The sequence below is a fragment of the Allorhizobium sp. nf9_anc genome (genome assembly GCF_056323085.1).
The window spans coordinates 617,196-643,990 of sequence record NZ_CM150481.1 but is presented as its reverse complement, the minus strand read 5'-3'; the positions used below and the strand labels follow the sequence as shown (position 1 = coordinate 643,990).

The following is a 26,795-nucleotide window of genomic DNA, read 5'->3' as shown; positions in this document are numbered from 1 at the left end:
ACGGCAATGGCAGACCCCCTGCCCCCGAACGCCGTTCAACCCGAAACCTCAAGAACCGCCACCGGGCTCATGGGCTTGGCCCTGGTGGCGCTCTTCCTCCTGCCCGCATTTCTCAACGGCTTCCCATGGGTGATGGACGACTCGATCGCCTATTCCGGACAGGGCGTGAACTGGATGCGGGCCAAGACGGCTGCGGTCCTGATTGCCCCGCTGCATGGCCTCATCGGCTATTGGGCCCTGCCCTTCTTCAACGCCGTCGTGAATTCGGCAGCCTGGCTGCTTCTGATCCGCAGCTTTGACCTGCGGGGCTACTGGCTGATCCTGCCGCTCGCCGTGCTCGCGCTGCAACCGCTCTACACGAGTGCCGTGCTTGTGGATTCCTGGTTCTTCGCCGCCGTCGTCTTCCTGATCGTTTCGATCAGAAACAAGAGCCCATTTCTCGCTTTGTCCGCCGGCATCCTTTTCTCCGGCCACGCCAGCGGCCTGATCCTGGCAAGTGTGCTGGCCGTGCTGGTGGCGCTGCTCTTCGGCTTCCGAAAGGCAATGGTGATGCCGGTTCTCGCCATCGCCACCACCATCGGCGTCAGCAGCTTTCTGGATGCCAAATACTTCCCCGAGACCCCGTCTCTCGGACGCACGTTCCTCGCGGCCCGCCTCTTCTCCGTCCAACCCGAACTGCTGCGGGGAGAGTGCGAGCGCAGCGATGCAGTCGTCCTGTGTGACGCTGCCAGTCTGATCGAAACGATCCGGGAGCGTCCCGAGAATGCCGGTCGGCGCGATTTCTTCTGGGACCTGATGCGCGCGTTTCCCGACCGTTTCGAACTCGCCGCCTTCGAACGCGATCATGCCTGGCCGATTATCCGGGCCGCGATCACGCAGATGCCCCTCGAAACGGCTGATATCATCCTCCGGGATTTCCTGAGCTTCTACGGCACCGGAACGCGCCTCGATTTCATTGCGCGCCTGAACGAACCCATGCCGGAGCCGTTCTCGAGTTCCTGGCAGGCACGAGGCATCTGGCAATCGGATGCCAACCTCGCAGCTCTGACCGGACTGCGGTGGGTCGTCTATGCAAGCCTTGCTATTGCCATGGTCATCGGCTGGCGATGGACCGGCGCCGAGAACAGGCGCTGGCTTGTCATCCTGCTTTTGATCTGCCTCGCCAATGACAGCCTGTTCGCCGTGGTCTCCGGCCCACCCGACCGCTACCATCACCGCATCCTGCCGCTGATCGCGGCAGCAACCTGCCTCCTCGTTCTGGCGCACGAGCGCCGTGACGCGACGACCTCCGCTTAATGGAAATAGTCAGATGTTCATTCTCTCCCTCACCTACGTGAAGCCCACAGAAGAAGCCGACCGCCTGATGCAGCCGCATATGGACTGGGTGAATGCTGGCTATGACAGCGGCCTGTTCCTCGCCTCCGGCCGCAAGAACCCACGCACCGATGGAGTGATCCTCGCCCGGGGCGATCGAGCCAAGATCGAGTCTTATGTCGCGGCCGATCCCTTCGCGGCAGAGGGTGTTGCCGTGTATGAGGTGATGGAAGTGGCTGTGACGCGAACGGCGGTTGGGCTGGAAGGGTTGAAGGGATAAAACCTAGTCATTGAAAGCAGCCTGGAATGCGCATATATTTGCGCACTGGAGCAGAGATGGAGAAAGACTCTCGCAAAATCATCCAGCGGCTCCGGTCCGAAGGGTATGAGCTCGTCTCGGTGTCCGGCTCCCATCACAAATTTCGGAAAGACGACAAAACGATCATTGTGCCGCATCCAAAAAAGGACCTTCCATTGGGCACGGCACGGGCGATTGCCAAACAGGCTGGCTGGATCTGAAAAGCAAAGGTGAGCGGCAATGCGATATTATGTGGCTTTGGTGCATAAGGATCCGGACAGCGCCTACGGGATCAGTTTCCCTGATTTGCCGTCCGTTTTTTCGGCGGCGGACAGCGACGAAGATCTGGTCACCAATGCAATCGAGGCCTTAAGGCTTTGGGCGGAGGATGAGGAGCTTCCAGCAGCCTCCCCTCATCAGGACATCGTGGAGCGCTTAGACGTTCGCGACGAACTGGCTGCCGGCGCCTTTCTGATCCGCGTCCCGCTGATCGAGGACGATACACGGACTGTCCGGGCAAACATTACGATGGAAGCCGGAACCCTGGCGGCTATCGACCAGGCCGCAAAACAACGTGGCCTGACGCGCTCTGCTTTTCTGGCAAGCTGCGCGCGCAAAGAGATCGAGCGTTCGGCCTGACCAATGGGCGGTACTCTGACCAATCTCACCCACACCCCCTATGCTGGCCCAACACGCCCCTTCACCATCGGCCTCTCGGCCCTTGATCCAACCCGATGGATCGAACCCGACAGCGATCTGGCCCACTATCTCGCCGAGAAGCGTGACCTCGCCGCGACCCGCCTCCCCGAGATCTTCCGCGCGGCAGACGACAGCCTTGCCGCTCAGCAGGAATGTCTGACCGAACTTGTCTCGCATCTGGAGACCCAGCACCCGGAGCTTTACCGTCGCGATGGCAACCTCTTGCAAGTCGCTGGCCACACCCTCGACCTTTCCGACGAAACGTTCCCCCCACTGCTCCGCGCCGGCATGCTGGTTCAGGACGACCTCGTCATCATGATGAGGCGCGAGGCAGGCTGGTACATCGCCGCGGCCCATCTCTCCTTCCCCTCCTCCTGGCTGCTTGCGGAAAAGTTCGACCGACCGATGGAGGAGGTCCACGAGCATGTGCCTGGCTTCGAAGGCCGCACGCGCAATGCCGCGATGATCAACCGCATTTTCGACAATCTGGCGCCCGGTCTGCCCGCCGAACGCTTCAACTGGTCGATAAACTGGAAGCAAAAGCTCTTTCATCCCGAGACAGGCCGCAACGACGCTGCTGCCCCGGACGAGGCCGTCGTGCGGGTCGAGCGCCAGACCTTGACGAAATTGCCGGAGACCGGCGCCATCGTCTTCACGATCCGCATCTATCTCGACCCCGTCACCCTGTTCGAAAAACATGCGGACGGCAGGCGGCTCGCCCTGGCACTCGCCGACCAGCTGGAGGCTCTGAGCGAGCCCCAGCTTCGCTACAAGGGCCTTGAGCGACAGCGAACCAGGCTCGTCGCGCGGCTGCGGCAGGATGCGACGTCCGAAAATCGCAGCTAGGACGCCTCTGCCCCTCGCCCGCACTCTTTATTGTGTCAGAGTTTTGTGATCTAGAACCGCCAGTATCGCTCTGGCCGTAAAACACAGGCCGGAAACATGGCACGGGCAAAAGAACCGGGCCTCCAAGGAGACAAGAATGAGCGAAAAGACCTACCCGGTTTATGGCGAGATCACCGGCCCGATCGTGATGATCGGCTTCGGATCGATCGGCCGCGGCACCATGCCGCTGATCGAACGCCACTTCAAGTTCGACAAGAGCCGGATGGTCGTCATCGATCCCCGCAACGACGAAGCGGAACTGCTGGCCAAGCACGGGATCAAGCACATCCAGGCCCATGTCACCAAGGACAACTACAAGAAGCTCCTGAAGCCGCTTTTGACCGAAGGTGAAGGCCAGGGGTTCTGCGTCAACCTCTCGGTCGACACCGGCTCGCTCGACCTGATGAAGTTCTGCCGCAAGCTCGACGTTCTCTACATCGACACGGTTGTTGAGCCCTGGCTCGGCTTCTACTTCGACAAGAACATGAAGAATTCCGAGCGCACCAACTATGCGTTGCGCGAAACGGTCCGCCAGGAAAAGGCGAAGAACCCGGGCGGCACGACGGCCGTCTCCACCTGCGGTGCAAACCCGGGCATGGTCTCCTGGTTCGTAAAGCAGGCTCTGGTCAATGTTGCCAACGAACTCGGCATCAAGTTCGACGAGCCGGATCAGAACGACCGCGAAGGCTGGGCCAAGCTGATGAAGAAGGTCGGCGTGAAGGGCGTACACATCGCCGAACGCGACACCCAGCGCACCAAGAACCCGAAGCCGCTCAACGTCTTCTGGAACACCTGGTCGGTAGAAGGCTTCATCTCCGAAGGTCTGCAGCCTGCCGAACTCGGCTGGGGCACCCATGAGAATTGGATGCCGAAGAACGCGAAGAAGCACAAGAAGGGCTGCAAGGCCGCGATCTATCTGGAGCAGCCGGGCGCCAACACCCGCGTTCGCACCTGGTGCCCGACGCCGGGTCCGCAATACGGCTTCCTGGTCACCCACAACGAGTCGATCTCGATCGCCGACTACTTCACCGTCGAAAAGGATGGCGAAGTCACCTACCGCCCGACCTGCCACTATGCCTACCATCCGGCCAACGACGCCGTGCTGTCGCTGCACGAGATGTTCGGCAATGGCGGCACGCAGCAGCCGGTCCTGCACGTCCTCAACGAGGATGAGCTGGTCGACGGCGTCGACGAACTCGGCGTGCTGCTCTACGGCCACGACAAGAACGCCTACTGGTACGGTTCGCGCCTCTCGCTCGAAGAAACCCGCGAGATCGCCCCTTACCAGAACGCAACCGGCCTGCAGGTAACCTCTGCCGTGCTCGCCGGCATGGTCTGGGCCATCGAAAACCCGAAGGCCGGCATCGTCGAAGCCGACGAGATGGACTACAAGCGCTGCCTCGAAGTGCAGACGCCTTATCTCGGCCCCGTCGAAGGTCACTACACCGACTGGACCCCGCTCGACGGTCGCCCGGGCCTCTTCCCGGAAGACCTCGACGAAAAGGATCCGTGGCAGTTCCGGAACATTCTGGTCCGCTAAGCGATTTACGCACGCAATGGAGGCCCGTCGCTCGCGGCGGGCTTTTTGCCATGCAGAGCAAGCCCGGGATAACCCCGAGAACGCAGGGCTATCGCCTTGCTTTGACCAAGGCTTCGCGGCATGTTTTGATGACAATGCAGAAGGCGGGCGGCACAGCCGAACCGCCGAGTTGGTGGGAGACAAGAATGAAAACCAAGTCCCTGGTCGCCGTCGCAGCAGCGAGCCTCGCGCTCACGTCCTGCTATTCGAGCCCGCCGCGCCAGTTGCCGGCAGTCCAGCAGGGTCCCTCCATCGAGGGTGCATGGGTTGATCCGAACGGGATCACGTCCACGTTCCAGGGTGGCACCTTCACCACCCGCACCACCGACTCGAACCAGATCCTGGCCTCCGGCACCTATCTTCTGGTCAACGACCGCCTCGTCGAGATCAACATGACCTCGCTGGTTCGCAACACCCGGCAGAAGGTCAATTGCGCGCTCGTCACCCCGACGCAGCTCAACTGCACCTCCGACAGCGGCGCGCAGTTCTCGCTCGCCCGCAGCAACGTCTGATCAGACTCAATTTGATGGTGATTTCGAAAGCGGCCTCCAGGGGCCGCTTTTGTCGTTCTACAACCACTAACATATGGGCGGCGACGGATTTTTACTTGCCCTGCCCCGGCCTTGATGAAAACATCCGCCATCCGAATTCTGGCATGCGGCTGTCATGATTGCGTGCCAGATGGGTGTGATGGATTGGAACAGGAGAGATACAAGATGTTCAAACACTTGAAGATTGGCCTATTTAGCGCCTCGGTGCTGGCGCTGACGGCCGGAACCGCTCTGGCCGATTTCGAACTCAACATCCTGCACATCAACGATCTGCACTCGCGCATCGAGGCGATCAGCAAGTCCGACTCCACCTGCTCGGCAGAAGATGCCGCCGCCAATGAGTGCTTCGGCGGCATTGCCCGCGTGAAGACCGCGATCGACGCCCGCCGCGCAGAACTCTCCGGCAAGAACGTGCTGACGCTCGACGCCGGCGACCAGTTCCAGGGTTCGCTCTTCTACACCACCTACAAGAGCGCCCCGATCGCCGATTTCATGAACGGCATCGGCTTCGACGCCATGGCGATCGGCAACCACGAATTCGACGACGGCCCGGAAGAACTGGCAAAGTTCATCGATGCGCTGAAGTTTCCGATGATCTCGGGCAACACTCTGGCCGGCCTCAACTCGCCGGTGGCTGACAAGTTCAAGCCCTACATCGTCAAGGAATTCGGCGAAGAGAAGGTGGCGATCGTCTCCGTGCTCGCAACCGATACCGATGAAACCTCCTCTCCGGGCGATGCAGTCCTGTTCTCCGACGAGATCGGCTACCTCAAGGAAGCCGTGAAGGAGATCGAAGGCCAGGGCATCGACAAGATCGTGCTTCTCTCGCATGTCGGCTACGTCAAGGACCAGGAGATTGCAGCAGCCGTTGACGGCATCGACGTCATCGTCGGCGGTCACAGCCACACGCTGCTCTCCAACACCGACGACAAGGCGGCCGGCCCCTATCCGACCATGGTGAAGAACCCGGCCGGCAAGGATGTCCCGATCGTCCAGGCCTATGCGTACTCCAAGTATCTCGGCGATCTCACGGTCGTCTTCGACGACGCCGGCGTCGTCAAGACGGCGACCGGTGAGCCGAAGCTGCTCGATGCATCCGTCACCCCGGACGCTGGCTTCGTCGCCAAGGTCGCAGAACTTGCAGGCCCGATCGAAGAGCTGAAGCAGAAGGAAATCGGCGCGACGGCCGAAGGCGTCGATGGTTCGCGCGAGACCTGCCGCGCCATGGAATGCACCATGGGTAACCTCGTCGCCGACGCCATGGTCGATCGCCTCAGCGACCAGGGCATCACCATCGCCATCCAGAACGGCGGCGGCCTGCGCGCATCGATCGATGCCGGCACCGTCACCATGGGCGAAGTCCTGACCGTCCTACCCTTCCAGAACACGCTCGCCTCGTTCCAGCTGAAGGGCTCGGACGTCGTGGCGGCACTGGAGAACGGCGTGAGCCAGGTTGAAGAGGCCGCTGGTCGTTTCCCACAGGTCTCCGGCCTGAAATACACCGCCGACCTCACCAAGCCGGCCGGCAGCCGCATCACCTCTGTCGAGGTCAAGGAAGGCGATGCCTTCGTCGCCATCGACCCGAACAAGGTCTACGGCGTTGCCACCAACAACTACATGCGCTCCGGCGGCGACGGCTACAAGGTCTTCGCAACCGGCGGCCAGAACGCCTACGACTTCGGCCCAGGCCTTGAGGCTGTCCTTGCCGACTACATTTCCAAGAACAGCCCCTACAAGCCCTACACCGACGGCCGCATCACGGTTATCGCCGCCACGGCGCCGCCGGCGGGCGAAACGACAGAACCCGCAGCGGCCGCGACGGCACCCGCAGCGCCGGCTGCCGAGGCTCCGGCCCCAGCATCGACGGCCACGGAGGCGGCAGTCGTGACCGCGGCTACCGTGTACAAGGTGGTTGCTGGCGACAGCCTCTGGAAGATCGCCGAGGCCACCTATGGCGACGGCCTGATGTGGAGCAAGATTGCGGAAGCCAACACGCTGCGCAATCCGAACGTGATCTCCATCGGCCGCGAATTGCAGCTGCCGGCGAAGTAAGACCGTTTGACGCACGGCAAAAGCCGGTCCGGGCTTCCCCGGGCCGGCTTTTGCTTTTATCAGATGATCTCAACAAGCCTCCATGACGTATCGGTCGAGATCTCATCACCAGGATAACAAGATGAATGCACTTCCCGCCCATTGGCCTTCCGACCATCCGCCCGTGAATTTCGGCAAGGTCGGCGTCTTGCTCGTCAACCTCGGCACACCAGACGGCACGGACTACAAGTCCATGCGCCGCTATCTCGAGGAGTTCCTGACGGACAAGCGCGTCATCGAATGGTCACGCTGGTTCTGGTATCCGATTCTCTACGGCATCGTCCTCAACAAGCGTCCGCAGAAAGTCGGCAAGGCCTATGAGGAGATCTGGAACAAGGATCTCGACGAGAGCTACTTGCGCACCTACACGCGCAGCCAGGCGGAAAAGCTCGCAGTCGCCCTGAAGGACCTGCCAAACGTGCATGTCGATTGGGCGATGCGCTACGGCCAGCCGGCCATCCAGGCCAAGATGAACGAGATGCAGAAGGCAGGCTGCGAGCGCATCCTCGTTTATCCGCTCTATCCGCAATATGCAGCCGCAACGACGGCGACGGTCAATGACGAGGCCTTCAAGGCCCTGCTCAAGATGCGCTGGCAGCCGGCACTTCGCACCGTTCCGCAATATGCCGACGACCCGGTCTATATCGCGGGACTGGCCAACTCGATCAACAACCACCTCGCCTCCCTCGACTGGGAGCCAGAGCTGGTGATCACCTCCTATCACGGCATTCCGAAGTCCTACTTCATGAAGGGCGATCCCTATCACTGCCAGTGTTACAAGACGACGCGCCTGCTGCGCGAGCATCTCGGCTGGGAGAAGGAGAAGCTGATGGTCACCTTCCAGTCCCGTTTCGGACCGGAAGAATGGCTGCAGCCCTATACCGACAAGACGGTCGAGAAGCTCGCCAAGGAAGGCGTCAAGCGCATCGCCATCCTGAACCCGGGCTTCGTTTCGGACTGCCTGGAAACGCTGGAAGAAATCGCTGGCGAAGCGGGCGAGGACTTCCTGCACAACGGCGGCGAAAAGTTCACGCATATCCCCTGTCTCAACGACAGCGAGGACGGCATGCGGGTGATTGAAAACGTCGTTCGGCGGGAATTGCAGGGCTGGGCCTGAACCGGTCTGCCCCATGGATTTTGACAGACGGCCGCCGCGAGGCGGCCGTTTTCGTTTCAGCAGGCCCTCATATTTCACCCGCAGGCCGTCTCATTTCAGCGCGGCTGAATGTATGCAACCAGAACGTCTTACCCCTCACGATAAAATGAAGCGGGTACCAGGTTGCAACGCGGTCCGCGCAAGTTTTGCCATTCTTTTTCATCTGGTTAGTGCGGCAATCCGCTCCTCCTTGCGCATTCCCGAGGCAACCTCGGGCTGTCGGGTTTCCGCCTCAAAGATTGCGGGAAACCGCATAAATCATTGGATTTAAATATAATTTTACAGGAACGATTTCTTATATTAACGGTCCGTTTAATAATGATGCCTAGAATTAGGGCATCAAAGGAGAGCACCCATGCATCACTTCCGTATGACCCTGGCATCCGCCCTTGTTGCGATGTCGTTCATGCCGGCCCATGCCCAAACGCCGGAGCCGGACGTCAACAAGCTCATTTCACCGGCACTGATCGAAGAGATGCGCGGTTTCATCAACGCCGAAATCGTCCAGGTATCGGTCGACGCTCAGAACAAGCGCCTGACGAACATGACGCAGGAACAGATCGATGCGCTCGACAACCAGTGGAAGGCGGAGCGCGAGGCGGCAGACAAGCCGCTGATCGCAGCAACCCTCTCCAGCCCCTTGTCCGTTTACCTCGCCCGCATCCAGGGCAAGTCGCTCGGTCTCTATGCCGAAATTTTCGTGATGGACCAGAACGGCCTGAACGTCGGCCAGAGCTCTGTAACCAGCGACTTCTGGCAGGGTGACGAGGACAAGTTCCAGAAGACTTTTGACGTCACAGACGATGCGATGTTCGTCGACGCCGCCGAATGGGACGACGAGGCGAAGATCTGGCGCAACCAGGTCAGCTTCACGCTGCTTGACGCTTCGAAGAAGAAGATCGGCGCCGTGACCGTAGAAATCAACCTGACTGAGCTTGAAAGACGACTGCTGGCCGCGTCCTAAGCGGCCTGCTGCGGAGCCATGATGGCGTTCGCTTGACCAATTTCTGCTGATCACTTTGAACGTTGAGGCTGCTGAGCGCCATGCTGAACAATATTTCCGTCACCACGAAGGGCTTGATCGCATTCAGCCTTCTGGCGACGATCGCAATTGCGAGTTCCATCTTCATCTACAACAGGACTGTTGTTGCGAACCAGCTCGTCATCGAAGCTGACAACATTCAGGCTCTGGCAGAGGCCGTGGCGGAATTCAGCGACGACATCTATGTCGCCGACCTCAAGCTGAAGACCTACTTGCTGACGGGTAACCGCGATTTCGCAGAAACGACCCAGGCGCGCCTCGATGAAATCGCCAAGGATGTAACGGATCTCACGAAGCTGTTCGGAGAGCAGGCACCCGGTGAGCTCCCCGCATTGCAGGCGAGCTTCGCAACATTGGCGCAATGGCAGACAGAAATCGTCCAGCGCCAGATCGACCTGATGCGTGTTCCGGACACGGTCGACCTTGCGCGCGCCATTGAAGTCGGTGGTAGCGGTGAAGCTCTGGTTGAACAGGCCCAGCAGAGCCTGCAGGCGGTCATGCAGCAATTCGCAACGCGCAGCGCCGCCGCCAAACAGCAGCAAGGCGCGGCACTGATGATGGTCGAGAGCATCGCGCTGGCCGCGGCCATTGCCGTCGCACTGGTCGCAGCCCTGATGGGCTTCCTCAACTACCGCCTCGTCTCGCGCCCCTTGTCCAGGCTTGCTACCGCGACCGACCGACTGGCCAACGGTGACCTCAATGTCGAGATCGTCTCGGGCGGCAAGGACGAGATCGGCCAGATGGCAGCGTCCATGCAGATCTTCCGCGAGGCAGCGATCGCCAACAAGCGTCTGGAATCGGAAGCCGAAGGCAACCGTCAGCGCGCCGAAGCCGAGCGTATCGCTACCCAGCAGCGTGCCGAGGCTGATGCAGCCGAGCGTCTGCGGATCGCGACCTCCGGCCTTGCGACCGGCCTGAAGCGCCTCGCAGCCGGCGACCTCGCCTTTCAGATCAACGAAGCCTTTGCCCCTGATTTCGAGGCCCTGCGCCACGACTTCAACCAGTCGGTCCGCCAGCTGAACCAGACCATGGCCGGCATCACCAACAGCGTTGCAACCATGGAGACCGGCACTCGCGAGATCGCCTCGGGCACCGATCACCTCTCCAAGCGCACCGAACAGCAGGCCGCAGCCCTCGAACAAACGGCAGCCGCCGTCGAGGAAATCACCGCTAACGTCGTCAACTCGACCAAGCGCACCGAAGAAGCCCGCTCCGTCGCGGCCCAGGCCAACACCTCCGCGACCCAGTCGTCCGACGTTGTTGCCAAGGCCGAAGACGCGATGCGCCGCATCGAAGGTTCCTCGCAGCAGATCTCCAACATCATCGGCGTGATCGACGAGATCGCCTTCCAGACCAACCTGCTCGCGCTCAATGCAGGCGTCGAAGCGGCTCGCGCCGGTGAAGCCGGCAAGGGTTTCGCGGTCGTCGCCCAGGAAGTCCGCGAACTTGCGCAGCGCTCTGCCAATGCCGCGAAGGAGATCAAGGCGCTCATCCAGAACTCCTCGACGGAAGTTGCAGGCGGTGTGGACCTGGTTCGCAAGACCGGCGAGGCTCTTCGCACGATCGGCGGCTTCATCACCGAGATGAACACCCACATGGATGCCATCGCCATCTCCGCCAAGGAGCAGGCAACCGGCCTTTCGGAAGTCAACCACGCGGTCAACTCGATGGACCAGACGACCCAGCAGAACGCTGCGATGGTCGAGGAATCCAACGCAGCCTCCGGCGCCCTGGCAACGGAAGCCGCCAAGCTGCGTGACCTGATCTCGCACTTCACCATCGACGGCGTGCAGCAAACGCAGGCCTCGGCGCTGCGTGAAACTGCCCGCACCATGGCACAGCCTTCCGCCCATCGTGCCCCGGCACCACGTGCAGCCGAACCCGTCCGCCACGCCGCCCCTGCCCCGCGCAGCCACGGCAATGCGGCAGTCGCTCAGGACAACTGGGAAGAGTTCTAAGCCCAGGCCATATCCGATAGGAACGAAAGGGCGGCGGCGGGATCAATCCCGCCGCCCTTCTGCTTTTGGGCCGGCCCTCATCCTGTGATGATCGACCTCTGCCTCCCCCGGCTGTGATCTCCCACCCTTGCAATTCCCCTGTCACCCCACGATGTTAGCGCATGGGGGCGCGATCATTTCTCGCGCCATTGCTGGAGGAATTCATGCCGATCACCGGTCCTGATATCGTCGTCATCGCACTTGTCGTGCTCGTCATCCTTGTGCTGTTTGCCGGCATCAAGACGGTGCCGCAGGGATATCGCTACACCATCGAGCGTTTTGGCCGCTACACGCGCACGCTTGAGCCGGGCCTCAACCTGATCATCCCCTTCTTCGAGCGCATCGGTGCCAAGATGAATGTCATGGAGCAGGTCCTCGACGTGCCCACCCAGGAGGTGATCACCAAAGACAACGCGTCAGTCTCGGCCGATGCCGTGGCGTTCTACCAGGTCCTGAACGCCGCGGAAGCCGCCTATCAGGTGGCCAATCTCGAAAACGCGATCTTGAACCTGACGATGACCAACATCCGCTCGGTGATGGGTTCGATGGATCTCGACGAACTGCTGTCCAACCGCGAGGTGATCAACGATCGACTGCTGCGCGTCGTCGATGAAGCCGTGCGTCCCTGGGGCATCAAGGTTACCCGCGTCGAGATCAAGGACATCCAGCCGCCTGCCGATCTGGTCGATGCCATGGGCCGCCAGATGAAGGCAGAGCGCGAGAAGCGCGCGCAGGTTCTCGAAGCCGAGGGCTTCCGCAACGCGCAGATCTTGCGCGCCGAGGGTGCCAAGCAGTCTGCCATCCTCGAGGCTGAAGGCCAGCGCGAAGCCGCCTATCGCGAGGCAGAGGCCCGTGAACGCCTGGCCGAAGCCGAAGCCAAGGCAACGCGCCTGGTCTCCGAAGCGATCGCGGCCGGTGACGTCAACGCCATCAACTACTTCGTCGCCCAGAAGTACACCGAAGCGATGACTGCGATCGGCACGGCCAACAATTCGAAGATCGTCCTGATGCCGATGGAGGCAACCGCGCTGATCGGCTCGCTCGGCGGCATCGGTGCCATTGCCCGCGAGGTCTTCGGCGAGGACAAGCGCCCTGCCCCGCCGCGTCCGGCAACGCCAGTCCGCACGACGCCTCCGATCTCCTCCTTCAACCCGAACGGCGAGTGATGGCCATGATCGGCCGCATCATCGCAGAACTCGGTCCCTGGAGCTGGTGGGTGCTCGGCATGCTGCTTCTGGCGGCCGAACTCGTGATGCCGGGCGTCTTCCTCGTCTGGATCGGGCTTGGCGCAATCCTGACCGGCGCAGTATCGCTGCTGCTCTGGGATGCCGGCTTCTGGACATGGCGGGTGCAGTCGCTTGTCTTCGCCGCCAGTGCAGTTGTCTTCACCCTGGCGGGCCGTCGTTACTTCTCCAGCCTTGAAACCGAAAGTGACGAACCGCTCCTCAACCAGCGGGGCGCAAGCCTTGTCGGTCGCACGGCAGTGCTCGCCGAACCGATCCGTGAGGGCCGTGGCCGCATCCGCCTGGACGACACCTTCTGGCTGGTATCGGGCCCCGACCTACCGGGCGGCGCACGTGTGCGGATCGTCTCCAGCAACGGACGCGATCTGGTGGTCGAAGAGGCGTAACGAGCGGGACAGGTTGAACCATCGACAATCCGTGGCATAGTGAGCGCATGACGGTAGAACTCGACATTGCGCCTGACCTCGCAGCCCGGATCGACGCTCTTGCAGCCCGGTCCGGTGGCTCTCGCTCGCAAATCATCCAGGACGCATTGGAAAAGGGCCACTCCATCGAGTGGCAGGAACGGTTTGTCCAGAAGGTGGAGATGGCGATCGAAGCGGCCGACCGCGGGGAATTCGCGTCACAGTCGGATGTGGACCGGGTCCTCAACAAATATCGGCCTGGCTGATGAAGGTCTCGTGGTCTCTTCCCGCGATCCAGGATCTGGAAGAGATACAGGACTACATCGCTCAAAAGCGTCCCGCATCCGCCCATCGTTTGATAAGCAGGATCTTCACTCAGACAGACAGATTGCTGTCCACAAACCCGGAAATGGGACGCACCGGCCGGGTGGCCGGGACGCGCGAACTCGTCATCACCCGCACGCGGTACATTGTGGTCTATCGCATCAAAGCCGGCGTCGAGATTCTGAGCGTCATCCACGGCGCACGGGAGTGGCCGGACAACTTCCCTTGAGCTTCAGGCCACGCCGATCCTGAGCAGGTCGTGGAAGTGAATGAGCCCGATGGGCGTATTGTCTTCATCGACCACAATCAGCGCGCCGATCCCGTGCTTGTTGATCATGGCGGCTGCCGTCGTGGCCAGCGCGTCGCCCTTGATCACCTTGGGATTGCGGGTCATCACGTCCTCGACGTTGAGGATCGAGAGATCGCGGGCGAGGTTGCGTGCCATGTCGCCTTCGGTAACAATGCCGCAGAGTTGGCCCGCCTCATCCGTAATGCCAACACAGCCGAAATGCTTGTGCGACAGCGTCTTCACCGCCTCGGGCATTGAAGTGCCGAGCGGAACGAGCGGAACGCGGTCGCCGGTATGCATGATATCGCGCACATGGGTGAGTGCCGCACCGAGCTTGCCGCCCGGATGAAAGGTGCGGAAATCCGAAGGCGAGAAACCGCGCGCTTCGAGTAGAGCGATCGCGATGGCATCGCCGATCGCCAGCTGCAGCACGGCAGACGTCGTCGGTGCCAGCCCATGCGGGCAGGCTTCCTGAACCTTCGGCATCAGCAGCACGACATCGGCATTGCGCGCCAGCGTCGAGTTTTCGCCTGCCGTGATTGCGATCAACGGGATCGAGAAGCGGCGGGAAAAGGCGAGGATGCCCTGCAACTCCGCGGTCTCGCCACCCCAGGAGATGGCGAGGATCGCGTCATCCTGCGCAATCATGCCGAGATCGCCATGATTGGCTTCCGAGGGATGCACGAAGAATGCCGGCGTGCCGGTCGAGGCGAAAGTCGCCGCGATCTTCGAGCCGATATGGCCACTCTTGCCGACGCCGGTGACGATGACCCGGCCGCCGATGTCGCCGATGGTCTTCACGGCATGGCAGAAGGGCGCGGCGAGCGGACCCGACAGCGCCTCCTCGAGCACCCGCAATCCTTCGCGCTCGGTCGAGATGACCCGGAGAGCGGATTCGGTGGCACTGGCTTCGACGAGATTGACTGCGCGCTTGATCATGCCGTCCCATACTGCGTTTGAGGGCTGGTGTAAATTCTCGTGCGATGCGGCGGGCTGCTGACGGTCCGGAGCGAGGCCAACCGAGAGTGTCGAAACGAAACATTAACCATCAGGCTTTACGTTTGGGTAAGCATTGCAGATTGCCGGGCGCAGGGATGAATTCAATCGAAAATCGGGACACGCGCGGCACAGGCCGCCTCGGGCTGCGCGCTTTTGGAAGCGTGCTGGCATTGTCCGTGCTCGCGCATCCGTCCCTGCTGGGAGCACAACAGACCCAACCGACGACAGCGACGGCCTCCTCCGTTTCCCTCCTGCCCACCGCTGGACAGACCACAGCCGGAACCACCGCTGCCAATGGCGCATCTGCGATGACGGACGTCGCGGCCTCCCCCTCGGCAGCAGCCGATCCATTGGCGACCGGCTCTGTCGTTCCCGCCACCCAGACCCTGGAACCGCTCGCAGACACCGACGCCATCCCGGTCGACGAAAGCCTGGGGCGCCAGAACCTCCGCGAAACCCGCCTCGACAACCCCACAGCCGACCGCATCAACCGCGAACTCGATTCCGAAGAGGACAGCGGCATCCGCCTCGGCACGCTCATCCTGCGCCCCTCGATCAGCCAGAAGCTGGGCAGCGAAACGGAAAAAAGCGGCGGCGTGAAGGAAGACAGGATCTTCTCAGAAACCGGTCTCAAGGGCACGATCACCTCCGACTGGTCGCGCCATGAACTGTCCGTAGGCGCCGAGGGCGCATGGCAGGAAACGCTATCGGGCGACGGCACCGACAAGCCGCGGGCCGACATCGACGCACGCCTGCGCCTCGACCTCGCCGACGACACCACTGCAACCTTGTCCGGCTCCTACAGTTTCAGCCGCGAAGACACGGATGACCCGAACGCGGTATCAGGCGCGCGTGTCCAGTCCGGCGTGAATGAATATGGCGCCGGCGCTTCCATCGAGCGCGACTTCGGCCTGATCCGCGGCTCCATCGTCGCCGACATCACGCGCTACCAGTACTCAGACGCCGAACTCTCGGACGGCTCGACGCTGGAGCGCAGCGATCGTAACCGCAACCGCTACGCCTTGAGCACCCGCCTCGGCTACGAACTCTCGCCGGCTCTCATTCCCTTCATCGAAGGCACGATCGGCAAGATCGACTATGACGATGCGGAGGATTCGGCTGGATACCGCCGGTCTGCCGATCTCTATGGTGCGAAAACCGGTGTCGCCGTGGATCTGGGCGAAAAGCTGCGCGGCGAAATCGCGGTCGGCTACGAACACCAGAAATACGAAGACGCGCGCCTGGACGAACTCTCGGCACTGACCGTGGATGGCAACATCTTCTGGTCACCGCGCGAGGGCACCAGCATCGACGTGACCCTCGACACCAGCATTGACCCATCGACAACGGCAGGCGTCAGCGGCGCAACCATCCATCGGGTAACGGCGCAGCTCGCGCATGACCTGCGCACGAACCTCGTCGCCCGTCTGACCGGTGGCACGACCTTCACGAATTATGATGGGGATGCGGCGTCCAGCGATACGACCGCCTATCTCGCCGGCGCGGGCCTGACCTGGAAGGTCAACCGCTATCTCGATGCGACGGCGGATCTGAACTACGAGCGGACGAACTACAAGAACGGAAGCGACAATGACAGCCTGACGGCGCTGGTAGGCCTGACCGCCAAGCGCTGAGCCCGGCGGTCAGGAATGTACTATCACTTCAACGCTGCAAGCAGCGCCTTGAGCTGATCTTCGATGGCCGGACGAATGTCGGCACGCTCGATGGCGAAGGCGACATTGGCGAGGATGAAGCCATCCTTGGCGCCGCAGTCGAAGGTCTCACCCTTGAAGTGGTAACCGGCGAAATCCTGGGCCTGAGCGAGCTTCAGCATGCCGTCGGTGAGCTGGATCTCGTTGCCGGCACCACGTTCCTGGGTCGACAGGATCTCGAAGATCTCAGGCTGCAGGATATAGCGACCGTTGATGAAGAAGTTGGAGGGCGCAGTTCCCTTGGCCGGCTTCTCGACCATCTGGGTGATCTTGAAGCCACCTTCGAGCGTCTCGCCGACGCCGACGATGCCATACTTGTGGGCCTGTTCGGGCGCACATTCCTCGACGGCCACGATATTGCCACCGGTCTTTTCATAAAGTTCGACCATGCCCTTGAGGCAGGCCTTCTCTCCGCGCATAATCATGTCAGGCAGAAGAAGGGCGAAGGGTTCGTGCCCCACGATGTCACGGGCGCACCAGACGGCGTGTCCGAGACCCAGCGGCTCCTGTTGGCGCGTGAAGCTGGTCTGGCCTGCAGTCGGCTGCAACGAATCGAGCAGCGACAGTTCGGCATTCTTGTTGCGGGCTTTCAGCGTCTGCTCAAGCTCGAACTGGATGTCGAAATAATCCTCGATGACCGCCTTGCCGCGGCCTGTAACGAACACGAAATGCTCGATGCCAGCCTCGATGGCCTCGTCAACCACATACTGGATGACCGGCTTGTCGACGACTGTCAGCATTTCCTTCGGCACGGCCTTGGTGGCGGGCAGAAAACGGGTGCCGAGACCGGCAACGGGAAACACGGCTTTCCGGAGCTTTTTAGACTGAACCACTCATCCCTCCTCGAGGATATAATCGATTAACGCCTTCATAACGCGGTCACGGCCAGTAACATACAATTGCTTCAAATTGGCAAAGACTAAGCTTGGGCGGACAACGTGGTAAAGGGTTTGTTGACTGAACAGCATTAACCTGTGGTGAACAGCCTTGTTCCGGCTGCCAACACGAGAATGCACGGGAGATGCCCATGAAAAGACACCGCCCCAGCCTGCTCGGCGCGATCGCCTTGACGCTATCGACGGCGCTCATCCCGCTGGATGCCTTTGCAGACGCCGGTTTCCAGAAGTGGATCCGAGACTTCTATCCAACGGCCGCCAAGGCCGGCATCACCGAGCGGACCTATCGCCAAGCCTTCAAGGGTGTGAGCGAGCCAGACCAGTTCGTGCTCGAGAAAGCGGCCTACCAGCCCGAGTTCAAGTCCCAGATCTGGGATTACCTCGACAGCCGCGTGAACCCCTATACCGTCAAGATTGGCCAGGAGATGCTCTCCAAGCATGGCCGCCTACTGACGGCACTGGAGAACCACTTCGGCGTCGACAAGCACGTCCTGCTTGCCATCTGGTCGATGGAATCCAACTACGGCGCAGCCCTTGAGCGTCCGGACCGCCTGCACAATGTGCCGCGTTCGCTGGCAACCCTTGCCTATGCCGACAAGAAGCGGGCAAAATATGCGCGCACCCAGCTGATTTCGGCTCTCAAGATGCTGCAGAACGGCGATGTGTCCAATGACAATCTGATGGGCTCCTGGGCCGGCGCCATGGGTCACACCCAGTTCATTCCGTCGAGCTACCTGCTTTACGGCATCGACGCCGACGGCAATGGCAGCAAGGACATCTGGCACTCGATCCCGGATGCTTTGGCAACGGCCGCAAATCTGCTGGCCAAGAACGACTGGCAGACCGGCCGCACCTGGGGCTACGAAATCGTCGTGCCGCGTGGTGGAAGCAAATTCACCGGCCAGACCAAGACGCTCGCCCAGTGGCAGGCGCTTGGCTTTGCCCGTCCGACCGGCAAGGGCTTCAAGAACGGTGCCGAACGGGCCGAGCTCAAGATGCTGGGCGGTGCAAACGGACCGGGCTTCCTGATGACCAAGAACTTCTTTGTCATCAAGCGCTACAATGCTGCCGACAGCTATGCCCTTGGCGTTGGACTGCTCGCCGACGAAATCGCCGGCTACGGCGGCATGAAGCAGCGTTGGCCCCGTCCCGATGGATCGCTCGACATCAAGGAGAAGTTCGAGCTGCAGAGCCGCATGCAGGCGCTCGGCTATTACGACGGCAAGATCGACGGCAATTTCGGCTCAGGCTCGAAGGCGGCCATCACCGCCATCCAGCAGCGCCTCGGCATGGCCGCAGACGGCCAGCCGTCGCGCGTCCTTCTCGACGCGCTTCGCAACTGATCGCAACCGCTCCACACGACGGAACGATTGACTTGCCCTCCGCCGCGATCCAGAAACATGGGATCGCGGCGGACTGTTTTTGAACACTGCCGCGACGACGCCGAAGGAGTTTGACGTGAAGAGCCCCCGCGGAACCCTTGCCCGCTTGCTGTGCCTCGGCCTCGCCGTGATGCTGGCCGCGACGACCTTCCTTGGTTCGACCGCAGAAGCGCAGCAACCAGAGCGGCGGCGCACCCTCTTGGATATGCTCTTCGGCCAGCGACAGCCGGCCTATGTGCCGCCGCAGGACGTCCAGCCGCCCCGGGAAGGCAAGACCCGCAAGAAAAACAGTGGCAGCGTCACCACCATCAAGACCCGCACCCCAACGACACGCACCGCGGCCGCTCCGCCGCCACCGCCAAAGCTCGACACGGCCAAGAAGGTGCTCGTGGTCGGCGATTTCGTCGCAAATGCCTTGGGAGACGGCCTGAAAGCGGCCTTCGAGGATTCGCCGGGCGTCATCGTCGAGAGCCGGGCCAACGGCTCTTCCGGCTTGGTCCGCGACGATTTCTACGACTGGCCGGCTGCACTCCCTTCGCTTGTCTCGGAGATCAAGCCCAGCGTGCTGGTCATCCAGATCGGCGCCAACGACCGCCAGCAGCTTGTGACAGCAGAAGGCCGCCTCGATTTCCGCACCGATCCCTGGTTCACCGCCTATGGCGAGCGTGTTGCCCGGCTTGCGACGGTGGCTGCGGAAACGCGCGTGCCGGTCATCTGGGTCGGCCTGCCGGCCTTCCGCCCGCAGAACATGACGGCGGATGCGCTGCGCCTCAACACCATCTATCGATCGAGCATCGAGAAGGTCAGTGGCGAGTTCGTCGATGTCTGGGAAGGCTTCGTCGACCAGGAAGGCCGCTTCATCGTCACCGGGTCCGACATCAATGGCCAGCCGGTGCGCCTGCGCGGCAATGACGGCATCAACTTCACCGGCCCCGGCAAGCGCAAGCTCGCCTTCTATGTCGAAAAGTCCGCGCGCCGCTATCTCGGCGACATGACGAGCCCGGATCTCGTGCGCCTCGATGGCAGCAACCTGCCGGAGCTGCTGAGCCTGCCACCCTCGGAAAGCAAAGCCATCGTCACCACCCAGCCGATCGACCTCTTCGATCCGGAACTCGACGGCGCGGACGAACTGCTGGGAGGCACGCTCCCGCCCTCCTCCAGCTTCCCCACGCCCCGCGACCAGCTCGTCCAGAACGGTCGCCTGCCGGATCCGCCGGTTGGCCGTGTGGACTATGTCAAGCGTGTGCCGGCAACCACAGCGACGACGACAACGCCGACAACGCCGACAACGGCCACGCCTTAAGCTCTCGACAAAACAATCCAAAATCAAAAGGGGCCGCTCGAAAGCAGCCCCTTTATCGTTTTTCGATGCTCGCCAGGATCAGCGCGGCAGCACGCTTTCGCCCATCAGCGCCTCGTCGATGGCGCGCGCGGCCTGACGTCCCTCGCGGATAGCCCAGACGACCAGCGACTGGCCGCGGCGGGCGTCGCCTGCCACCCAGACCTTGTCGACCGACGAGCGATAGTCCTTGTCGTTGGCAACGACATTGGTCGAGCCACGACGGTCGGTGTTGAGTTCAAGCTTGCCGTCGAGATCCTTCAGCACGCTATCGGTGAACGGGCCGGAGAAGCCGATGGCGATGAAAGCGAGATCGGCCTTGATGATAAACTCGGTGCCCGGGATCGGCTTGCGGCGCTCATCCACCTGGCAGCACTTCACCCCGGTCAGCACGCCGTCTTCGCCGACGAATTCGAGCGTTGCCACCTGGAATTCGCGGTTGGCACCTTCGGCCTGGCTGGACGAGGTGCGCATCTTGGTCGCCCAGAAGGGCCAGATGGCGAGCTTGTCTTCCGTCTGCGGAGGACGCGGGCGGATGTCGAGCTGCGTCACCTTGACGGCGCCCTGGCGGAAGGCGGTACCAACGCAGTCGGAAGCCGTATCACCACCACCGACGACGACGACATGCTTGCCGCCGGCGAGGATCGGATCGGCCGGCCAGCCGACGCTGTCGATGTTTTCGCGACCGACGCGACGGTTCTGCTGCACGAGATACGGCATGGCATCGTGCACACCATGGAACTCGACGCCGGGAATGCCAGCTTCGCGCGGGGTTTCCGAACCACCGCAATAGAGCACGGCATCGTAGTCAGCACGCAGCTTCTCGACGGTCACGTCGACGCCGACATTCACGCCGCAATGGAAGGTGACGTTTTCGCCCTTCATCTGCTCGACACGGCGATCGATGAAGTTCTTCTCCATCTTGAAGTCCGGGATGCCGTAGCGCAGCAGGCCGCCGGGCTTGGATTCACGCTCATAGACATGCACCTCGTGACCGGCGCGGCCGAGCTGCTGGGCAGCAGCGAGACCCGACGGGCCGGAGCCGATCACGGCAACGCGTCTGCCGGTATGGATCGTCGCCGGCTGCGGCACGATGAAGCCAAGCTCATAGGCCTTGTCGGCAATCGCCTGCTCGACGGTCTTGATCGCAACCGGCGTATCCTCGAGATTCAGCGTGCAGGCTTCCTCGCAAGGGGCCGGGCAGACGCGACCGGTGAATTCCGGGAAGTTGTTCGTCGAGTGGAGGTTGCGGATCGCCTCCTCCCACTTGTTGTTATAGACGAGGTCGTTCCAATCAGGGATCTGGTTATGCACCGGACAGCCGGTCGGACCGTGGCAATAGGGAATGCCACAATCCATGCAGCGCGCCGCCTGCTTGGTGACCTCAGCATCCGACATGGGGATGGTGAATTCGCGGAAATGGCGGATGCGGTCGGAGGCCGGCTGATACTTCGCCACCTGCCGGTCGATTTCCATGAAACCTGTAACCTTGCCCATTTTCTTTCCCTCAGCTCACAGAGGCGGCCATTGCGGCCCCCAGTACCAGTAGGCGAAACCGATCACCGCCCCCAGCACCACGAATTCCAAAACAAGCGCACCATTGACCAGTGCGGCGACCGTTGGAACGGCCGCAGCAATTGCCACGGCCATTCCGATATGGACGATGCGTCCCTTGCGGTTCACTCCGCAGCCACGCCCATGCGCATGCGTTCCATTTCCTCAAGCGCACGGCGGTATTCAACCGGCATGACCTTGCGGAACTTCGGACGATACTCGGCCCAGCTGTCGAGGATCTGCTTGGCACGGTTCGAGCCCGTGTAGTGCAGATGGTTCGAGATCAGCTGGTAGAGGCGCTCCTCGTCATGGCGGGTCATGTCGCCGGACACGTCGACAAGGCCCTTATGCATGAGGTCGCCGCCGTGATGGTGCAGCTTCTCCAGCATGTCGTCCTCTTCCGGAACCGGCTCGAGTTCGACCATCGCCATGTTGCAGCGCTTGGCGAAATCACCGCTCTCATCGAGCACGTAAGCCACACCGCCGGACATGCCGGCCGCAAAGTTGCGGCCGGTTTCGCCGAGCACGACGACGACGCCGCCTGTCATGTATTCGCAGCCATGGTCACCCACGCCCTCGACGACGGCAATCGCACCCGAGTTACGGACGGCAAAACGCTCGCCGGCCACGCCGCGGAAGTAGCACTCGCCGGAGATCGCACCGTAGAGCACGGTGTTGCCGACGATGATTGAGTTTTCCGCGACGATGCGGGCATTTTCCGGCGGGCGCACGATGATGCGGCCACCCGAGAGACCCTTGCCAACATAGTCGTTGCCGTCGCCGACGAGGTCGAAGGTGATGCCACGTGCCAGGAAGGCGCCGAAGGACTGACCGGCGGTGCCGTTCAGCGTGACATGGATGGTGTCGTCCTTCAGACCCTTGTGGCCGTAGCGCTTGGCGACTTCGCCCGAAAGCATGGCGCCGGCCGAGCGATCGACGTTCTTGATATCGACGTCGAAGACCACAGGCTGCTTGGCTTCAAGCGACGGCATCGCCTTCTCGATCAGCTTGCGATCGAGAATATCGACGATCGGGTGGTTCTGGCGCTCGGTCCAGTAGGTGGCGGACTTCGGCGCATCGACCTTGTGGAAGATCTTCGAGAAATCGAGCCCCTTGGCCTTCCAGTGAGCGAGCATCTCGTCCTTCTCCAGCAACTCCGAAGCGCCGATGATCTCGTCGAGCTTGGTCACGCCAAGCGTGGCGAGGATTTCGCGCACTTCTTCGGCGACGAAGAAGAAGAAGTTGATGACGTGCTCCGGCGTGCCCTTGAAGCGCTTGCGCAAGACCGGATCCTGGGTAGCGACACCAACCGGGCAAGTGTTCAGATGGCACTTGCGCATCATGATGCAGCCGGCCGCAATCAGCGGAGCGGTCGCAAAGCCGAACTCGTCAGCGCCGAGCAGTGCGCCGATAATGACGTCACGGCCGGTCTTCAGACCACCGTCGACCTGCAGCGCGATGCGCGAACGCAGACCGTTCAGCACCAGCGTCTGCTGGGTCTCGGCGAGACCGATTTCCCAAGGCGAACCCGCATGCTTCAGCGAGGTGAGCGGCGATGCACCCGTGCCGCCATCAAAGCCGGAGACAGTGATATGGTCGGCGCGGGCCTTGGCAACACCGGCGGCAACCGTGCCGACGCCGACTTCCGAGACGAGCTTGACCGAGACATCGGCTTCCGGGTTGACGTTCTTCAGGTCGTAGATCAGCTGCGCCAGATCTTCGATCGAATAGATGTCGTGATGCGGCGGCGGCGAGATCAGGCCGACGCCCGGGGTCGAGTGGCGGGTCTTGGCGACCGTCGCATCGACCTTGTGGCCGGGCAGCTGACCGCCTTCGCCGGGCTTTGCACCCTGGGCGACCTTGATCTGCAGCACGTCTGCATTGACCAGATACTCCGTCGTCACGCCGAAGCGACCGGACGCGATCTGCTTGATCGCCGAACGCTCGGGGTTCGAAGAACCGTCCGCCAGCGGCAGGTAACGGTCGCTTTCCTCGCCGCCTTCGCCGGTGTTCGACTTACCGCCGATCCGGTTCATGGCAACGGCAAGCGTCGTATGCGCCTCGCGGCTGATCGAGCCGAAGGACATGGCACCGGTCGAGAACCGCTTGACGATGTCGACGGCAGGCTCGACTTCGTCCACGGAAACAGGCTTGCGGCCGAGCGCTTCCGCCGACTTGATCTTGAACAGGCCGCGAATGGTGTTCATCCGCAGATTGCTGTCGTTCACCATCTCGGCGAATTCGCGGTAGCGATCCTGGCTGTTGCCGCGCACGGCATGCTGCAGGGACGCAATCGAGTCAGGGCTCCAGGCGTGGTTTTCGCCACGCATGCGGTAGGCATATTCGCCACCGATATCGAGCGTGTTGGCGAGAACCGGGTCCTTGCCGAAGGCCGAAGCGTGACGGGTGACTGTTTCCTCGGCGATTTCGGAAAGGCCGATGCCCTCGATCGTCGTCGCGGTGCCGAAGAAATACTTGTCGACCAGCTCGGACGACAGGCCGATCGCGTCGAAGATCTGCGCGCCACAATAGGACTGATAGGTCGAGATGCCCATCTTCGACATGACCTTGAGGATGCCCTTACCCACGGCCTTGATGTAGCGGTAAACGACTTCGTCTTCCGACACTTCCTTCGGGAATTCGCCATGCTTGTGCATGTCGAGCAGCGTGTCGAAGGCCAGATAGGGGTTGATCGCCTCAGCGCCATAACCGGCGAGACAGCAGAAGTGATGCACTTCGCGCGGCTCGCCCGATTCCACAACGAGACCAACCGAGGTGCGCAGGCCCTTGCGGATCAGGTGGTGATGCACGGCAGCGGTCGCCAGGAGCGCCGGGATGGCGATACGATCCGGGCCGATCTGGCGGTCGGAGAGCACGATGATGTTGTAGCCGCCGCGCACGGCCGCTTCCGCCCGCTCGCAGAGACGGTCGAGCATTTCCGGCATGCCTTCGGCACCGCGCTCCACGTCATAGGTGAAGTCGAGTGTCTTGGTGTCGAAACGGTCTTCCATGTGACCGATGGAGCGGATCTTTTCGAGATCGCCATTGGTCAGGATCGGCTGGCGCACTTCCATGCGCTTGGCATTCGCCATGCCTTCATGGTCGAGGATGTTCGGACGCGGACCGATGAACGACACGAGGCTCATCACGAGCTCTTCGCGGATCGGGTCGATCGGCGGGTTGGTGACCTGGGCGAAGTTCTGCTTGAAGTAGGTGTAGAGCAGCTTCGACTTGGTCGACATTGCCGAGATCGGCGTGTCGGTACCCATCGAGCCGATCGCTTCCTGGCCCGTCGTCGCCATCGGCGACATCAGGATCTTGGTGTCTTCAGTCGTGTAGCCAAAAGCCTGCTGGCGATCGAGCAGCGACACGTCGCGGCGAAGAGCGCGCGGCTCTACCGGCTTCAGGTCTTCCAGGATCAGCTGCGTGCGATCCAGCCATTCGCGATACGGATGGCTGCCGGCAAGCTGCGACTTCACTTCCTGGTCGGAAATGATGCGGCCTTCCGCCATGTCGATGAGCAGCATCTTGCCCGGCTGCAGGCGCCACTTCTTGACGATCCGCTCTTCCGGAACCGGCAGTGTGCCGGCTTCGGATGCGAGGATCACGCGGTCGTCATCGGTGACGAGATAACGGGCCGGACGCAGACCGTTGCGGTCGAGCGTGGCGCCGATCTGCTTGCCATCGGTGAAGCAGACGGCGGCCGGGCCATCCCACGGCTCCATCATCGCGGCATGATATTCGTAGAAGGCCTTGCGCTCAGGCGACATCAACTGGTTGCCAGACCATGCCTCGGGGATCAGCATCATCACCGCATGCGCCAGCGAATAGCCGCCGCGCTGCAGGAATTCGAGCGCGTTGTCGAAGCAGGCGGTGTCGGACTGGCCCTCATAGGAGATCGGCCAGAGCTTGGAGATGTCGTCGCCGAAGAGCGGCGAAGACACCGACGCCTGACGCGCCGCCATCCAGTTGACGTTGCCGCGCAGCGTGTTGATTTCGCCGTTATGGGCGACCATGCGGTAGGGGTGTGCCAACTTCCAGGACGGAAAGGTGTTGGTCGAGAAACGCTGGTGCACGAGGGCAACCGCCGACTCGAAGCGCGGATCGGCGAGGTCCTTGTAATAGGCGCCAACCTGATAGGCGAGGAACATGCCCTTGTAGACGATCGTCGAGGACGACAGCGACACGGGATAGAAGCCGGTTTCCTGACCGCCATACTGGTCGTAGATGCGGTTGGAGATCACCTTGCGCAGCAGGAACAGGCGACGCTCGAACTGGTCCTGGGTCGCGGCATCGCGTCCAGCGCCGATGAAGACCTGGATCTGGCGCGGCTCGGTTGCGGCAATCTCCGGAGCCTTCGACAGCGAGGAGTTATCGACCGGCACATCACGATAGCCGATCAGCGTCTGGCCTTCGGACTGACAGACTTCTGCGATGACCTGCTTGAAATGGGCGATCTGCTGTTCGTCCTGCGGGAAAAAGAAGTGACCGACGGCATATTCGCCAGCCTTCGGCAGGGTCACGCCCTGAGCTGCCATCTCTTCGCGGAAGAAACGATCGGGGATCTGCACCAGGATACCGGCGCCATCACCCATCAGCGGATCAGCACCGACAGCACCGCGGTGCGTGAGGTTCTCCAGGATGAACAGGCCGTCCTTGACGATCTGATGCGACTTCTGCCCCTTCATATGGGCGATGAAGCCGACGCCGCAGGCGTCATGTTCGTTGCGGGGGTCGTAGAGACCCTGTTTCGGAGGCAGACCGGTGCGCGCGATCGCCGTCTCGGCGACTGCATCCGCACTGGCGGACCGCATGATCTCTTCGGATGACGGAACCTTCGTCATGACCTTTACCTCCGTTGAAGCCGGACTGGCCGGGCTGATTGGACCCATTTCAGGCGCCGATGGGCGCCAGCGATAGCCTCGCCCTCCCTACACGGATTGCTTGACCACCCCATGACGCCCGAAAACATGTCGCCTTCGAAACCGGAATTAGGTCAACTAGTCTGACCTAATTTCTGCTTTTCCTATGACAGAAAGT

General features: G+C 61.8%; 23 protein-coding genes. 18 read left to right on the top strand and 5 right to left on the bottom strand.

Annotated features, from left to right (window positions below):
• Positions 1-6 precede the first annotated feature (6 nt).
• The 15 genes from AC02Y0_RS02875 (at position 7) to AC02Y0_RS02805 (ending at position 13,813) form a co-directional block, all read left to right on the top strand.
• Complete coding sequence (locus AC02Y0_RS02875) at positions 7-1,296, top strand: hypothetical protein (RefSeq protein WP_476382267.1); 1,290 nt, start codon at positions 7-9, stop codon at positions 1,294-1,296.
• A gap of 13 nt (positions 1,297-1,309) precedes the next feature.
• Positions 1,310-1,594, top strand: a complete 285-nt coding sequence (locus AC02Y0_RS02870; RefSeq protein ID WP_476382266.1) for a YciI family protein — start codon at positions 1,310-1,312, stop codon at positions 1,592-1,594.
• A 56-nt stretch (positions 1,595-1,650) separates the two neighbouring features.
• Positions 1,651-1,833, top strand: coding sequence for a type II toxin-antitoxin system HicA family toxin (locus AC02Y0_RS02865; RefSeq protein ID WP_307367858.1), 183 nt, complete (start codon positions 1,651-1,653; stop codon positions 1,831-1,833).
• A 19-nt stretch (positions 1,834-1,852) separates the two neighbouring features.
• Positions 1,853-2,251, top strand: a complete 399-nt coding sequence (locus AC02Y0_RS02860) for a type II toxin-antitoxin system HicB family antitoxin (protein WP_476382264.1) — start codon at positions 1,853-1,855, stop codon at positions 2,249-2,251.
• A 3-nt stretch (positions 2,252-2,254) separates the two neighbouring features.
• On the top strand, positions 2,255-3,157 hold the full coding sequence (locus tag AC02Y0_RS02855; protein ID WP_476382263.1) for a heme-dependent oxidative N-demethylase family protein: 903 nt from the start codon (positions 2,255-2,257) through the stop codon (positions 3,155-3,157).
• 136 nt (positions 3,158-3,293) lie between these two features.
• Complete coding sequence (locus tag AC02Y0_RS02850) at positions 3,294-4,736, top strand: homospermidine synthase (protein ID WP_476382261.1); 1,443 nt, start codon at positions 3,294-3,296, stop codon at positions 4,734-4,736.
• Between the two features lie 185 nt (positions 4,737-4,921).
• Positions 4,922-5,287, top strand: a complete 366-nt coding sequence (gene omp10, locus AC02Y0_RS02845) for an outer membrane lipoprotein Omp10 (RefSeq protein WP_476382260.1) — start codon at positions 4,922-4,924, stop codon at positions 5,285-5,287.
• Positions 5,288-5,491: 204 nt separating this feature from the next.
• The gene (locus AC02Y0_RS02840) at positions 5,492-7,378 is read left to right on the top strand and encodes a 5'-nucleotidase C-terminal domain-containing protein (protein WP_476382258.1); all 1,887 of its coding nucleotides are present in this window, start codon (positions 5,492-5,494) and stop codon (positions 7,376-7,378) included.
• Positions 7,379-7,499: 121 nt separating this feature from the next.
• Entirely contained in the window at positions 7,500-8,534 is a 1,035-nt protein-coding gene (hemH, locus tag AC02Y0_RS02835; protein ID WP_476382256.1) for a ferrochelatase, read from the top strand.
• A 394-nt stretch (positions 8,535-8,928) separates the two neighbouring features.
• On the top strand, positions 8,929-9,537 hold the full coding sequence (locus tag AC02Y0_RS02830) for a hypothetical protein (RefSeq protein WP_476382255.1): 609 nt from the start codon (positions 8,929-8,931) through the stop codon (positions 9,535-9,537).
• 80 nt (positions 9,538-9,617) lie between these two features.
• Positions 9,618-11,573, top strand: coding sequence for a methyl-accepting chemotaxis protein (locus AC02Y0_RS02825; protein WP_476382254.1), 1,956 nt, complete (start codon positions 9,618-9,620; stop codon positions 11,571-11,573).
• A gap of 203 nt (positions 11,574-11,776) precedes the next feature.
• Positions 11,777-12,778, top strand: coding sequence for an SPFH domain-containing protein (locus AC02Y0_RS02820; RefSeq protein ID WP_444556696.1), 1,002 nt, complete (start codon positions 11,777-11,779; stop codon positions 12,776-12,778).
• 5 nt (positions 12,779-12,783) lie between these two features.
• Entirely contained in the window at positions 12,784-13,242 is a 459-nt protein-coding gene (locus AC02Y0_RS02815; protein ID WP_476383951.1) for an NfeD family protein, read from the top strand.
• A 47-nt stretch (positions 13,243-13,289) separates the two neighbouring features.
• Complete coding sequence (locus tag AC02Y0_RS02810; RefSeq protein ID WP_476382252.1) at positions 13,290-13,526, top strand: CopG family ribbon-helix-helix protein; 237 nt, start codon at positions 13,290-13,292, stop codon at positions 13,524-13,526.
• Complete coding sequence (locus AC02Y0_RS02805; RefSeq protein WP_476382250.1) at positions 13,526-13,813, top strand: type II toxin-antitoxin system RelE/ParE family toxin; 288 nt, start codon at positions 13,526-13,528, stop codon at positions 13,811-13,813. Before AC02Y0_RS02810 ends, AC02Y0_RS02805 begins: the two co-directional genes overlap by 1 nt.
• A gap of 3 nt (positions 13,814-13,816) precedes the next feature.
• Here the strand turns inward: AC02Y0_RS02805 and AC02Y0_RS02800 are convergent, their stop codons facing one another.
• Positions 13,817-14,812 carry a KpsF/GutQ family sugar-phosphate isomerase gene (locus AC02Y0_RS02800; protein WP_476382249.1) on the bottom strand — a complete coding sequence of 332 codons (996 nt, stop codon included), beginning with the start codon at positions 14,810-14,812 and terminating at the stop codon, positions 13,817-13,819.
• Positions 14,813-14,967: 155 nt separating this feature from the next.
• Here AC02Y0_RS02800 and AC02Y0_RS02795 point away from each other — a divergent pair, with 155 nt between their 5' ends.
• Entirely contained in the window at positions 14,968-16,506 is a 1,539-nt protein-coding gene (locus AC02Y0_RS02795) for an outer membrane beta-barrel protein (RefSeq protein WP_476382247.1), read from the top strand.
• Positions 16,507-16,529: 23 nt separating this feature from the next.
• Here the strand turns inward: AC02Y0_RS02795 and galU are convergent, their stop codons facing one another.
• The gene (gene galU / locus AC02Y0_RS02790; RefSeq protein ID WP_102018397.1) at positions 16,530-17,417 is read right to left on the bottom strand and encodes a UTP--glucose-1-phosphate uridylyltransferase GalU; all 888 of its coding nucleotides are present in this window, start codon (positions 17,415-17,417) and stop codon (positions 16,530-16,532) included.
• A 194-nt stretch (positions 17,418-17,611) separates the two neighbouring features.
• Here galU and AC02Y0_RS02785 point away from each other — a divergent pair, with 194 nt between their 5' ends.
• Complete coding sequence (locus tag AC02Y0_RS02785) at positions 17,612-18,823, top strand: lytic murein transglycosylase (protein WP_444556318.1); 1,212 nt, start codon at positions 17,612-17,614, stop codon at positions 18,821-18,823.
• Between the two features lie 115 nt (positions 18,824-18,938).
• Complete coding sequence (locus AC02Y0_RS02780) at positions 18,939-20,165, top strand: SGNH/GDSL hydrolase family protein (protein WP_476382244.1); 1,227 nt, start codon at positions 18,939-18,941, stop codon at positions 20,163-20,165.
• A gap of 78 nt (positions 20,166-20,243) precedes the next feature.
• Here the strand turns inward: AC02Y0_RS02780 and AC02Y0_RS02775 are convergent, their stop codons facing one another.
• From AC02Y0_RS02775 to gltB, 3 genes are read right to left on the bottom strand one after another with little or no spacing between them, the layout of a single operon-like run.
• Positions 20,244-21,698, bottom strand: a complete 1,455-nt coding sequence (locus tag AC02Y0_RS02775; RefSeq protein ID WP_476382242.1) for a glutamate synthase subunit beta — start codon at positions 21,696-21,698, stop codon at positions 20,244-20,246.
• 15 nt (positions 21,699-21,713) lie between these two features.
• Positions 21,714-21,884, bottom strand: coding sequence for a hypothetical protein (locus AC02Y0_RS02770; protein WP_476382240.1), 171 nt, complete (start codon positions 21,882-21,884; stop codon positions 21,714-21,716).
• Positions 21,881-26,599: a glutamate synthase large subunit gene (gltB, locus tag AC02Y0_RS02765; protein ID WP_476382238.1), complete on the bottom strand. Its 4,719-nt coding sequence runs from the start codon at positions 26,597-26,599 to the stop codon at positions 21,881-21,883. The genes AC02Y0_RS02770 and gltB overlap by 4 nt, the downstream gene beginning before the upstream one ends.
• Between the last annotated feature and the right edge of the window lie 196 nt (positions 26,600-26,795).